Annotated in this window: 11 protein-coding genes; 9 read left to right on the forward strand and 2 right to left on the reverse strand. The window is 37.7% G+C overall.

All coding sequences use genetic code 11. From position 1 onward, the window contains the following. Positions 1-60 precede the first annotated feature (60 nt). A complete protein-coding gene (locus BMY13_RS08340; RefSeq protein ID WP_092504199.1) occupies positions 61-1,410 on the reverse strand; it encodes an aspartate kinase in 1,350 nt (449 codons plus the stop codon). Positions 1,411-1,453: 43 nt separating this feature from the next. Continuing rightward, positions 1,454-1,684 (reverse strand): DUF2627 domain-containing protein, encoded by a 231-nt coding sequence (locus BMY13_RS08345; protein ID WP_092492618.1) that lies wholly within the window; start codon positions 1,682-1,684, stop codon positions 1,454-1,456. A 138-nt stretch (positions 1,685-1,822) separates the two neighbouring features. On the opposite strand from BMY13_RS08345, the gene BMY13_RS08350 reads away from it, so the two are divergent. The 9 genes from BMY13_RS08350 to BMY13_RS08390 all read left to right on the forward strand — a co-directional run bounded on the left by BMY13_RS08350 (position 1,823) and on the right by BMY13_RS08390 (position 12,436). Continuing rightward, a complete protein-coding gene (locus BMY13_RS08350) occupies positions 1,823-3,898 on the forward strand; it encodes a sigma 54-interacting transcriptional regulator (protein WP_092503846.1) in 2,076 nt (691 codons plus the stop codon). A 105-nt stretch (positions 3,899-4,003) separates the two neighbouring features. Beyond that, positions 4,004-4,906, forward strand: a complete 903-nt coding sequence (yqiS, locus tag BMY13_RS08355; RefSeq protein WP_092503848.1) for a phosphate butyryltransferase — start codon at positions 4,004-4,006, stop codon at positions 4,904-4,906. A gap of 13 nt (positions 4,907-4,919) precedes the next feature. Then, positions 4,920-6,014: a branched-chain amino acid dehydrogenase gene (gene bcd, locus BMY13_RS08360; protein ID WP_092492621.1), complete on the forward strand. Its 1,095-nt coding sequence runs from the start codon at positions 4,920-4,922 to the stop codon at positions 6,012-6,014. A gap of 30 nt (positions 6,015-6,044) precedes the next feature. Next, entirely contained in the window at positions 6,045-7,130 is a 1,086-nt protein-coding gene (gene buk, locus BMY13_RS08365; RefSeq protein ID WP_092503850.1) for a butyrate kinase, read from the forward strand. Positions 7,131-7,152: 22 nt separating this feature from the next. Beyond that, positions 7,153-8,574, forward strand: a complete 1,422-nt coding sequence (lpdA, locus tag BMY13_RS08370; protein ID WP_092503852.1) for a dihydrolipoyl dehydrogenase — start codon at positions 7,153-7,155, stop codon at positions 8,572-8,574. 22 nt (positions 8,575-8,596) lie between these two features. Continuing rightward, positions 8,597-9,589 (forward strand): thiamine pyrophosphate-dependent dehydrogenase E1 component subunit alpha, encoded by a 993-nt coding sequence (locus BMY13_RS08375; RefSeq protein WP_092503854.1) that lies wholly within the window; start codon positions 8,597-8,599, stop codon positions 9,587-9,589. A 15-nt stretch (positions 9,590-9,604) separates the two neighbouring features. Beyond that, complete coding sequence (locus tag BMY13_RS08380; RefSeq protein WP_092492625.1) at positions 9,605-10,588, forward strand: alpha-ketoacid dehydrogenase subunit beta; 984 nt, start codon at positions 9,605-9,607, stop codon at positions 10,586-10,588. 55 nt (positions 10,589-10,643) lie between these two features. Beyond that, positions 10,644-11,915: a dihydrolipoamide acetyltransferase family protein gene (locus tag BMY13_RS08385; protein ID WP_092503856.1), complete on the forward strand. Its 1,272-nt coding sequence runs from the start codon at positions 10,644-10,646 to the stop codon at positions 11,913-11,915. Positions 11,916-12,004: 89 nt separating this feature from the next. Then, a complete protein-coding gene (locus BMY13_RS08390; protein ID WP_092503858.1) occupies positions 12,005-12,436 on the forward strand; it encodes a BrxA/BrxB family bacilliredoxin in 432 nt (143 codons plus the stop codon). Positions 12,437-12,562: the final 126 nt, after the last annotated feature.

Genomic DNA, 12,562 nt, shown 5'->3' on the forward strand with positions numbered 1-12,562 from the left:
TATTTTTCTTCGTCAAGTTTTAGTTGCATTTATGCAGTAAGAAAGGATTAATATGTGTTCTTAACTGCCAAAAAAGGCATTGTATAAGGAAGGTATTGCACGATTTAACCCTTCAGATTGGATGCCAAACATAATAGATACCTCAGATGAACCTTGATTGATCATTTCAATATTGACATGAGCATCAGTAAGTGCGGTTGTTGCTTTTTGTGCTATTCCCAGTGTACTTACAATACCTTCACCGACAATCATTATCATAGCGAGATCACGATGAAATGTTATTCTGTCTGGATGTAACTCTTCCTTGATCCTGTTTACTATTACTTCCTCTTTGGCAGCTGAAAGTTGACTATTTCGAATTATAACTGACATTTCATCAATTCCTGAAGGCGCATGTTCAAAAGAGATGGACTCTTTCTCTAATATTTGCAACAGTTTCCGACCAAAGCCAACTTCACGGTTCATTAAATATTTACTCACATATAAACTTGAAAAGCCTTTAGAACTTGCAATCCCAACGACACACTTTCTACTCTTGTTTTTTTCAGAGACAATCATAGTACCTGGAGCATCTGGGTTATTTGTATTCTTAATACATACAGGTATTTTTTGTTGAAATGCAGGGATTAGTGCTTCATCATGAAATACGGAAAAACCAGCATATGATAATTCACGCATTTCTTTGTATGTTAAAGTAGTAATTTCTTTCGGATTCGATACAATACTCGGATTTACAGTATAGACTGAATCGACATCGGTAAAATTTTCATATAATTTCGCTTTGATTCCAGCTGCAACAATCGATCCGGTAATATCTGAACCTCCTCTAGAAAAGGTCATCAATTTTCCTTCTTTTGTAAAGCCGAAAAATCCTGGAATAACTGCTATTTCCTCATACTGGCGTAATTTGTAGAGTTCTGAGAAGCTTTCTGGTAATATCTGTGCATTGCCAGGTTCATTGCTGACGATAATACCCGCATCTTTTGGGTTCAAATAACGTGCATTTAAACCAATTGTTTTTAAGTATTCACTTACCAGCTTAGCACTGCTGTCTTCTCCAATGGATTTCAATGCATCCATCTTCATTTGGTCCGATTCATTGTTGTTAATAATTTCTTGTATATTGTTTTTAATATCATCCAGGATAGACGAGGAAATCCGAAGTTCTTCTACAATCTCTGAAAAGCGATTCATTATTACATTTAAATTATCCATATAAGGCTTGTCTTGGAAAGCTATATTCCCCAATTGAATAAGAAGATCTGTCATTTTGGTATCATCTTGGTGCCTTTTACCTGGAGCAGATACAATTACAAATTTTCTTTCAGGATCACTTTTAATAATTGCTCCAATTTTCTCAATTTGATTTCCATTTGCTACAGAACTTCCTCCAAATTTTGCTACTTTCATTTTTTCTACCACTCCAATAAAATTTTTATTTCTTTTTATAATATTATCTTCTCTTCTTTTTATTTTGTTGTCTTTTTCGATCACGATGAACAATAAATCCACCGATGAAGGCGATTCCGCCTAAAAATAATATGAAACCAGCAACAAACTGAATTCCAATATTAAAAAAAATTGGATAAATATCATCAAACAATGTGTCGCGAATAAGCTTTATACCAAATGCAGAAACAAGGCCTGGGATAAGTAATAATAAAACCGCAATTATACGAATCATGTTTCTTCCCCTTTATTAGTAAATCATCATTTTTTTAGTATAGCAAATATTATAAGAAATAGGAATAAATCAAAATTTGCTTAGAACTGCAGAATAAAGTATTATTAAAGATGCAAAATATTGCAAGGTGGGATACATATGAAACGTGTTCTTATTGTTGGTGCCGGTAAAGGTGGCAGTACTTTATTAGAAATACTACATAATACAGACCGTATGAAGATTGTTGGTGTAGTGGATAAAAATAGTACAGCGCCAGGTTTAAAGAAAGCAGAAAAGTATGGTATTCCTACCGATTATACTTGGGAAAACTGGATTAATAAAGACATCGATATCATTATTGAGGCAACAGGTGATGAGAAAGTTCTAGAAAATTTACTTGAGAGTAGAGATCGTAAGACTGTTGTTATACCTGGTACCGTTGCATACATAATATCCGAGCTATTTGAAGAAAAAGAATCATTACTAGATCGATTAAGAATTCAAACAAATAATCAGGAGTTAATTCTCAACAACATTCGTGATGGAATGATTGTTATCAACAATCAAGAAATTGTTCAGTTCGTTAATAAAGGCGCTGAACGTATCGTAGGTATCTCGAAGGATAAATTTAAAGGTCAAGATATAAAAAATGTTATTGCTGATACAAGATTGCCTCATGTTTTGCGTAGCAGACGAAGAGAAGTGAATCAAAAGCTTGTATTAGAAAATGACAAAAAAGTTATTACCACAAGAATTCCGATTATAAATGCTGACGATAGGCTAATTGGTGCTTTTGCTGTTTTTAAAGATATTACAGAAGTAATGAATTTAGCTGAAGAAAATACCGATCTTAAAGAAATAAAAACGATGTTGGAAGCTATTATACACTCCTCTGATGAAGCGATAACGGTTGTAGACGAAAATGGAACTGGTATTATGATCAACCCTGCATACACAAGAATTACAGGGTTAAAAGAAGCAGATATTGTGGGTAAGCCAGCAACCGCCGATATTTCTGAAGGAGAAAGTATGCATATGAAGGTTCTTAATACACGACGTGGTGTACGGGGAGTTCGTATGAAAGTAGGCCCAGCTAAAAAAGATGTTTTAGTAAATGTTGCACCGGTTATTGTTGATGGAAAATTAAAAGGAAGTGTTGGTGTTCTGCATGATGTATCAGAAATCCAGTCGCTGACAAGTGAGTTAAAACGTGCAAGGCAAATTATTCGTAATTTAGAAGCAAAATATACGTTTGATGACATAATAGGTCCATCATCTGAAATGAAAATAGCCTTGGAACAAGCGAAAGTAGGAGCGAAAACGCCAGCTACTGTCCTGCTTCGTGGCGAATCTGGCACAGGGAAAGAATTATTTGCACATGCGATCCACAATGAAAGTGACCGTAAACATAATAAATTTATTCGAGTTAACTGTGCAGCAATTGCTGAGACGATATTAGAAAGCGAACTATTTGGATATGAAGAAGGTGCTTTCTCAGGTGCCAAGCAAGGTGGTAAAAAGGGGTTGTTTGAAGAAGCGAACCTTGGGAGCGTATTCCTTGATGAAATTGGTGAGTTGTCCCTTCATATGCAAGCGAAATTGCTGCGGGTTTTGCAGGAGCAGGAGATCGTCCGTGTAGGAGGAACTGACCCAATTACTATTGATGTTCGTATTATAACAGCGACAAACGTTAATCTGGAAAAAGCGATTATGAATAAAAAATTTCGAGAAGACCTTTATTATCGTTTGAATCGGTTACCAATTTACATCCCTTCATTGAAGGAACGTATAAATGACTTACCGAGTCTTATCGAACATCTTATTCGTAAAATAAACCAGGATTATGGAAGAAATGTTAAAGCAATAAATTACGATGCAAGTGAATATTTAAAGAATTACCATTGGCCTGGTAACGTACGGGAACTGGAAAATATGATTGGACGAGCAATGATATATATGGATATGAACGAAGAGGTAATTAAAAAGAAACATATCCCCAATTTACTTACTTCTTCTGAAACTTCTAAAGATAAAATGAACGAAGAAGGAACGGCAAACAAAACATTACAAGATGCTGTTGACCATTATGAAAAAGAATTTATCAAAAACGTGTTCAAAGAAAATAACTATAATAAAACGCAAACTGCAAAAGAATTAAATGTTTCAATACGAAATCTTTATTATAAACTTGAAAAATATAAAATTGAAAAAGATGACATGCAAAATCCTTCATAAGTGCAATAAATTGCACAGGTGAAAACTTATGAATAAAGCGCTTTCAGCATTTTTGTATTGGCACGGTTTTTGCTTATATAATATTAGGGAGGTTGGAGGAAGCTAATGCAGACATTAACAGAGCTCAAGCAACAGGCTCAACAAGAGAGAGACCAAGTAGTCTCGATAGCGAATGCAGCAGATGAAGAGGTATTACTTGCTGTTAAGAAAGCTGTTGATCAGTCATTATGTTCTTTTCTACTATTTGGCATTAAAGAAGAAATTCAAAAAACGGCAAGAACTGTAGAATTGGATTTGATGAAAGAACAAATAACAATTATCCATGTCGACAGTAATCCTTCAGGTGCAGCTGTTAAAGCAGTTCATGATAGAAAAGCCGATATTCTGATGAAGGGGAATGTTTCTACAAAAGAGTTGTTGAAGGCAGTTTTGAACAAAGAAAGCGGCTTACGGACTGGGGGCGTTTTATCTCATGTAGCATTATTTGAAATTCCAAATCAGGATCGACTTGTTTTTCTAACAGACGCTGCAATGAATTTAACACCTACATTGCAAGAAAAAGAACAAATTATAAACAATGTGGTTCAGGTTGCTCAAGGAGTTAATATATTTAACCCGAAAGTCGCCGTTCTTGCTGCGGTTGAAGTTGTCAATCCAGCAATGCAAGCGACAATAGATGCTGCTTTGTTAACTCAGATGCAAAAACGTAATCAGATTAAGGGTTGTACAATTGATGGGCCGTTAGCATTTGATAACGCTGTATCCCGTAAAGCTGCAAATCACAAAAATATTCACTCTGAAGTAGCAGGGAATGCAGATATATTGATGGTACCTACAATTGAAGTAGGTAATTCACTATATAAATCATTTATGTACTTTGCCGATGCAAAGGTAGCCGCTGTCATTAGTGGAGCAAAAGCACCAATTGTATTAACATCTCGAACTGACTCAAGTGATAGTAAATTATATTCTTTATCTTTAGCACTAGTATCTTCAAAAACATTTTAGGAGGAACATTATAATGGAAATTTTTACTTATATGGAAAGTTATGATTATGAACAACTTGTTTTTTGTCAGGATAAAAATTCTGGGTTAAAAGCAATTATCGCGATTCACGACACTACACTAGGACCTGCTCTTGGCGGAACAAGAATGTGGACATACGATTCTGAAGCTGACGCTATTGAGGACGCACTCCGTTTAGCAAAAGGCATGACATACAAAAACGCAGCGGCTGGTCTTAATCTTGGTGGGGGGAAGACAGTGATTATTGGCGACCCTAAAAAAGACAAAAATCCAGAGTTATTCCGAGCCTTTGGCAGATATATTCAAAGTCTTAACGGACGTTATATTACTGCTGAAGATGTGGGGACTACGGTCCAAGATATGGATTTAATTCATATGGAGACAGACTTTGTTACGGGTATCTCACCAGAGTTCGGATCATCCGGTAATCCTTCACCAGTAACAGCTTACGGAGTTTATAAAGGAATAAAAGCGGCCGCGATGGAAGCATATGGCAACGATTCTCTTGAGGGTAAAACAGTGGCAGTTCAAGGTGTCGGTAATGTAGCTTACACAATGTGTGAATACCTGCATGAAGAGGGTGCGAAATTAATTGTTACGGATATAAATAAAGAAGCAGTGCAACGTGCTGTAAATGCATTTGGTGCTGAAGCCGTAGGTCCGGATGAGATTTATGCTGTAGATTGTGATATTTATGCTCCATGTGCTTTGGGAGCAACAATAAATGATGATACAATACCGCAATTAAAAGCTAAGGTCATTGCAGGATCTGCCAACAACCAGCTTAAATCAACAGAACATGGTGATATCATTCATGAAAAAGGAATTGTTTATGCACCAGACTATGTTATTAACTCTGGCGGCGTAATTAATGTTGCGGATGAACTTAATGGCTATAATCAGCATAGAGCAATGAAAAAAGTTGAAACGATATACGATAGTTTAACTCGTGTATTTGAAATCTCCAGGCGCGATAACGTACCAACTTATGTTGCAGCTGACCGTATGGCTGAGGAACGGATTAAGTCAGTTAGCACATCACGAAGTCAATTTCTATTAAACGGTCATCATACTCTAAGCAGACGGTAGACCAGTCTTAGGTTACGGAGGTAAGTAGAATTGTTAAATCAACTCTTTAGAATATTAGTCATTAATCCAGGATCAACATCAACGAAAATAGGTGTCTTCGATAACGAAAATTGCATTTTTGAAAAAACAATACGTCACGATGCTGATAATATAGCACAATTCAGCCGTGTGATAGATCAATACGATTTTCGCAGGAGAGTAATACTCGAACAATTAGATTATGAAGGGATAAATATCTCAAAACTGAGTGCTGTTTGCGGCCGAGGGGGTCTTTTACGTCCAATTGAGGGCGGGACTTATGAAGTAAATGAGGCAATGCTTGAAGACTTAAAGATTGGCTATAACGGTGAACATGCGTCGAATTTGGGTGGGATAATTGCTTATGAAATTGCTGCAGGTTTGAACATTCCTTCATTTATCGTAGACCCAGTTGTAGTTGATGAGTTTAATGAAATCGCACGATATTCAGGAGTACCTGAAATTCCCAGAAAAAGTATTTTTCATGCACTAAATCAAAAAGCTGTAGCTAGACGTGCAGCGAAAGATATAGGGAAACCCTACACAGACGTCAACCTCATTGTTACTCATATGGGAGGCGGAATTACTATAGGTGCCCACCAAAACGGGAAGGTTATTGACGTTAATAACGGTCTACATGGCGATGGGCCATTTTCTCCCGAACGTGCAGGTACAGTACCAGCAGGTGACTTAGTTTCCTTATGTTTTTCAGGACAATACTATCGTGACGAAATAATGAAAAAACTAGTAGGTCGTGGAGGATTAATGGCATATTTGCAAACAAATGATGCTGTTGAGGTGGAAAGACGCATCGAAACTGGTGACGAATATGCGACTTCCGTTTATGATGCAATGGCATATCAAATTGCTAAAGAGATTGGTTCTATGAGTACTGTACTAAAAGGGAATGTCGATGCAATAGTATTAACAGGTGGATTAGCGTATGGAAAGCCTTTTGTAGATATGATTTCTGACCGGGTCAAATGGATTGCTGATACAACTGTCTACCCAGGAGAAAATGAATTACAAGCACTTAACGAAGGAACATTACGGGTGCTTAGAAGAGAAGAATCACCTAAAACTTACTTAGTTAATTAAGAGATAAAGGAGTGTGTAAAGAATGGCGAAAGATTATGACCTTGTCATCCTCGGAGGAGGAACAGGCGGATATGTAGCAGCAATACGTGCATCACAACTTGGTATGCAGGTTGCTGTTGTAGAAAAGGGAGAACTTGGAGGAACATGTTTACATCGTGGATGTATCCCATCTAAGGCGTTGTTACGAAGTGCCGAAGTATTTAAGCAGACTAAAGAAGCAAGTGAGTATGGTGTAGACACAAATGATACAACCCTAAATTTTGTGAAAGTACAAGAACGAAAAGATAGCATTGTAAAAAATCTACATCAAGGTGTACAAGGACTTATGAAAAAAGGGAAAATTGATGTATATGAAGGATTCGGCCGTATTCTGGGTCCTAGTATTTTCTCGCCAATGCCTGGGACAATTTCAATTGAGTATGAGAACGGTGACGAGAATACAATGATTGTACCTAAGAATGTATTGGTTGCAACGGGTTCAAAACCTAAGTCACTTCCAGGATTAGATATTGATGGCGAAATTGTGATGACTTCTGATGAGGCTTTACATATGGAAGAATTACCGGCTTCAATCATCATAGTTGGTGGTGGGGTAATTGGTATAGAATGGGCCTCCATGTTAGCAGATTTTGGTGTCAAGGTCACTGTAGTTGAATTTCTCGACCAGATTTTACCAACTGAAGATGGGGCAATTGCGAAAGAAGTGGAGAAACTGTTAAAGCATAAAGGGATCACTTTTGTTAAAAGCGCAAAAGTATTACCTGACACACTCCAAAAAGAAAAAGGCGTAACAGTTGATGCTGAAATCAATGGCAAAAATGAAACATTTGAAGCTGATAAGATGCTTGTATCTGTTGGTCGTGAAGCGAACACAACGAATATCGGTTTAGAAAATACAGATATTGTTGTTGAAAAAGGAGTAATTAAAACAAATAAACATTACCAAACAAAAGAATCACATATTTATGCTATTGGTGATGTGATTGGTGGTATGCAATTAGCGCATGTTGCATCACATGAAGGAATTATTGCTGTTGAACATATGGCTAACAAGAATCCATTGCCTATGGATTATGACAATGTCCCAACATGTATTTATTCCAATCCGGAAGTTGCAAGTGTGGGGTTAACCGAGAAACAAGCAAAAGAAAAAGGACTTGAAGTTAAAGTTGGCAAGTTTCCTTTTAAAGCAATCGGAAAAGCATTAGTCCATGGGGAATCAGATGGCTTTGTAAAAGTAATTGCTGATAAAAATAATGAAGACTTAATAGGCGTGCACATGATTGGTCCACATGTCACCGACATGATATCAGAAGCGGGACTGGCAAAAGTTCTTGATGCAGCTTCATGGGAAGTTGCTCACACTATTCATCCGCATCCGACACTTTCTGAAGTAATGGGTGAAGCAGCACTAGCAGTTGATGGAAAGCAAATACACGGATAAATCCGAAAAGGAGGGAATCATTATGGCTAAAAATCGCCATGAATCATTGGGTTTAACCAATGACCAAGTTATTGACATGTATAAAACTATGCTTCTAGCTCGAAAAATTGATGAGCGCATGTGGTTATTAAATCGTGCTGGTAAAATTCCTTTTGTAATTTCCTGTCAAGGTCAGGAGGCAGCGCAAGTAGGAGCATCTTTTGCATTAAACCGTGAAATGGATTATGTTGCACCATATTATCGTGACATGGGAGTCGTGCTGGCTTTTGGAATGACTGCCAAGGAGTTAATGCTCTCAGCTTTCGCCAAAGCAGAAGATCCAAATTCAGGTGGACGACAAATGCCAGGACATTTTGGTCAAAAGAAAAATAGAATTCTATCAGGATCTTCACCTGTAACAACACAACTCCCGCATGCGGTAGGGATTGCTCTCGCTGCAAAGATGGAAGAGAAAGATATTATATCGCTAGTTACTTTAGGTGAAGGTTCATCAAATCAAGGGGACTTTCATGAAGGTTTAAATTTTGCCGGAGTTCATAAACTACCAGTAATAACGATGGTTGAAAATAATAAATATGCCATTTCGGTTCCTATGGAGAGGCAAATAGCGAGTGAAAATGTTTCCGATCGTGCTCAAGGGTATGGCATGCCAGGTTTAACAGTAGATGGTAATGATCCTTTGGCTGTGTATGAAGCTGTCCATGAAGCAAGAGAACGTGCCACCAAGGGCGAAGGACCAACATTAATAGAAGCAGTGTCTTACCGCTTAACTGCCCACTCAAGTGATGATGATGATAGTCAGTACCGCGAGAGTGAAGAGGTAGAAGAGGCAAAGAAAAAAGACTCACTTATTACCTTTGCTGCTTATTTAAAAGAAGAAGGTATACTTACAGAAGAATTAGAAAAAGAAATCAATGAAGAACTCGTTGAAATTGTAAATGAAGCAACAGACTACGCGGAAGATGCAGCCTACGCAGAAGCCGAATCAGCATTAAAATATGTATATGAAGAGTAGGGAGGGAAGATTAAAATGCCAGTAATGTCGTATATTCAAGCAGTTACAGCTGCATTAACCGAAGAAATGAGACGTGATGAAAAAGTTTTTGTTTTAGGGGAAGATGTAGGTAAAAAAGGTGGGGTGTTTGGCGCGACCAAAGGATTATATGATGAATTTGGAGATTACCGTGTTTTGGACACACCGCTAGCGGAATCTGCAATTGCGGGTGTAGGCATCGGTGCTTCTATGTATGGAATGCGTCCGGTTGCCGAGATGCAGTTTGCCGATTTTATAATGCCAGCAGTTAACCAAATTATTTCGGAAGCGGCAAAAATGCGTTACCGTTCAAATAATGATTGGAATGTGCCGATGACGATTCGAGCTCCTTACGGTGGTGGCGTTCATGGCGCATTATACCATTCACAATCAGTAGAGGCTGTGTTTGCTAATCAGCCTGGGCTAAAAATTGTCATGCCATCAACACCATATGATGTAAAAGGTTTATTAAAAGCAGCTATTCGAGATAACGATCCAGTTTTATTTTTTGAACATAAACGTGCTTATCGTTTGCTAAAAGGGGAAGTTCCAGAAGACGATTATGTACTGCCAATCGGTAAAGCTGATGTAAAAAGAGAAGGCTCTGACGTTACAGTTATAACTTATGGCTTATCCGTACATTTTGCCCTTCAAGCTGCAGAAAAGCTGGAAGAAGAAGGCGTTGACGCACATATCCTTGATTTAAGAACTGTCTATCCACTAGATAAAGAAGCAATTATTGAAGCAGCTAGAAAAACTGGGAAAGTATTGCTAATTACGGAGGATAATAAAGAAGGTAGTATTATCGGTGAAGTAGCAGCTATTATCGCAGAGAACTGTTTGTTTGACCTGGATGCACCTGTACAGCGTCTAGCTGGACCGGATGTACCTTCAATGCCGTACGCACCAACAATGGAGAAGTATTTTATGATTAACCCGGATAAAGTTGAAAAAGCAATACGTGAACTAGCAGAATTTTAAAATCAAATAAGCTCTTCATAATTATATTTTAAACAGATAAAAGGAGGGACCTATTATGGCTTCTGAAAAAATCAATATGCCGCAGCTTGGTGAAAGTGTAACAGAGGGTACAATAAGTTCATGGCTTGTTGGTGCCGGCGATAAAGTAAACAAATATGATCCTATTGCCGAAGTAATGACAGATAAAGTAAATGCTGAAGTACCATCATCTTTTACAGGTACGATTAAAGAACTGATAGCACAAGAAGGGGATACCATTGAAGTAGGCGAATTGATGTGTTATATCGAGACAGAAGGCGGTTCATCTTCTGATACAGGTTCAGAATCTAAGTCCAGCAATGAAAAACAAGAAACGGCTAAAGAAGAAGAGCCATCTGAAGATCAATCAATGAAGAAACGATACTCACCAGCTGTGCTACGAATGGCGCAGGAAAATGATATTGATCTTAATCAAGTTAATGGATCTGGCCGAGGTGGAAGAATTACGAGGAAAGATATTGAAAAAGTCATTGCTTCAGGAGAAGTTCCGAAAGCAGATGAATCGAAAAGTGATTCAAAAGCTGCTTCAGTACAAAAACAGGAATCAAGGCAAAATTCAGCACCTGCTCCACAGCCAACAACACAAGCAGGTGACATTGAAATTCCTGTTACTGGTGTACGAAAGGCAATTGCACAAAACATGGTACGTTCCACACAGGAAATTCCGCACGCATGGATGACTGTTGAAGCAGATGTTACTGAACTCGTTAACTTTAGAGGAAAAGTTAAAGATGAATTTAAGCAAAAAGAAGGTTATAGCCTTACTTTCTTTGCGTTTTTCGTAAAAGCAGTTGCTCAGGCACTAAAAGAATATCCTCAGCTTAATAGTACGTGGGCTGAAGATAAGATCATTCAACGTAAGGACATTAATTTATCGATCGCTGTTGCAAAAGACCAAGAACTTTTTGTGCCGGTTATTAAAAACGCAGATGAGAAAAGCATTAAAGGCATTGCGAAGGATATTTATGAGTTGGCAATGAAGGCCCGTTCCGGAAAACTGACATCAGATGATATGAAAGGCGGGACATTCACTGTCAACAATACTGGGTCATTTGGATCAATTCATTCCATGGGCGTCATTAATCACCCACAGGCAGCAATTTTACAGGTTGAATCGATTGTTAAACGGCCAGTCATTATTAATGATATGTTTGCTGCCCGTGATATGGTAAATCTGTCATTATCACTTGACCATCGAATATTAGATGGGCTGGTTTGTGGGCAATTTCTAGCAAGAGTAAAAGAAATATTGGAAAATACCAATAAAGAAACAACGAATGTATACTAGCAAGTTATTTGAATTGAAATCTAACAATAAAATTGATAAGCTGATTATAGTTAAACTATAATTACTCTTTAAAGGGGATGGATGTTCATATGGATTTTAACTTATTCATGAACGACGTTGTAGATGCAGCGCGTAAAGACATAAAAGAAGCAGGTTACGAGGAGTTACATACTCCTGAATCGGTTGATGAAGTAATGAAACGACAGGGATCCACATTAGTAATGGTTAATTCAACTTGTGGATGTGCTGGAGGGGTGGCTCGCCCTGCAGCAGCAAATGCGATTCATTACGATAAGAGACCTGAACATTTAGTTACTGTTTTCGCAGGGCAAGATCGTGAAGCGACTGAAAAAGCTAGAGAGTATTTTGAGGGGTACCCACCTTCATCACCATCATTTGCTTTATTAAAAGATGGTAAGATAGTTACGATGTTAGAGCGCCATGAAATAGAAGGCTATAGCGCGGTAGATGTTATAGGCAAGCTTCAACATGTTTTTGATGAACACTGTGAAGAAATATAGAATAAACTAGTTTTACTAGTTGTGATGAGGCTGTCTCAGTGAAAAAGGGTCAGTCTCATTTTTTTAGCAGTTAAGAAAGTATAATTTTTTCTTATTGCATAAGTGCAACTAAGGCATTCACTATTA

This window comes from Virgibacillus subterraneus (assembly GCF_900110695.1).
In the GTDB taxonomy this organism is placed as follows: Bacteria; Bacillota; Bacilli; order Bacillales; family Amphibacillaceae; genus Lentibacillus; species Lentibacillus subterraneus.

Bases quoted from the DNA above. Each gene is read 5' to 3' on its own strand.
- BMY13_RS08340 (WP_092504199.1), bottom strand. From the start codon at position 1,410: ATGAAAGTAGCAAAATTTGGAGGAAGTTCTGTAGCAAATGGAAATCAA.
- BMY13_RS08345 (WP_092492618.1), bottom strand. From the start codon at position 1,684: ATGATTCGTATAATTGCGGTTTTATTATTACTTATCCCAGGCCTTGTT.
- BMY13_RS08350 (WP_092503846.1), top strand. From the start codon at position 1,823: ATGAAACGTGTTCTTATTGTTGGTGCCGGTAAAGGTGGCAGTACTTTA.
- yqiS (WP_092503848.1), top strand. From the start codon at position 4,004: ATGCAGACATTAACAGAGCTCAAGCAACAGGCTCAACAAGAGAGAGAC.
- bcd (WP_092492621.1), top strand. From the start codon at position 4,920: ATGGAAATTTTTACTTATATGGAAAGTTATGATTATGAACAACTTGTT.
- lpdA (WP_092503852.1), top strand. From the start codon at position 7,153: ATGGCGAAAGATTATGACCTTGTCATCCTCGGAGGAGGAACAGGCGGA.
- BMY13_RS08375 (WP_092503854.1), top strand. From the start codon at position 8,597: ATGGCTAAAAATCGCCATGAATCATTGGGTTTAACCAATGACCAAGTT.
- BMY13_RS08380 (WP_092492625.1), top strand. From the start codon at position 9,605: ATGCCAGTAATGTCGTATATTCAAGCAGTTACAGCTGCATTAACCGAA.
- BMY13_RS08385 (WP_092503856.1), top strand. From the start codon at position 10,644: ATGGCTTCTGAAAAAATCAATATGCCGCAGCTTGGTGAAAGTGTAACA.
- BMY13_RS08390 (WP_092503858.1), top strand. From the start codon at position 12,005: ATGGATTTTAACTTATTCATGAACGACGTTGTAGATGCAGCGCGTAAA.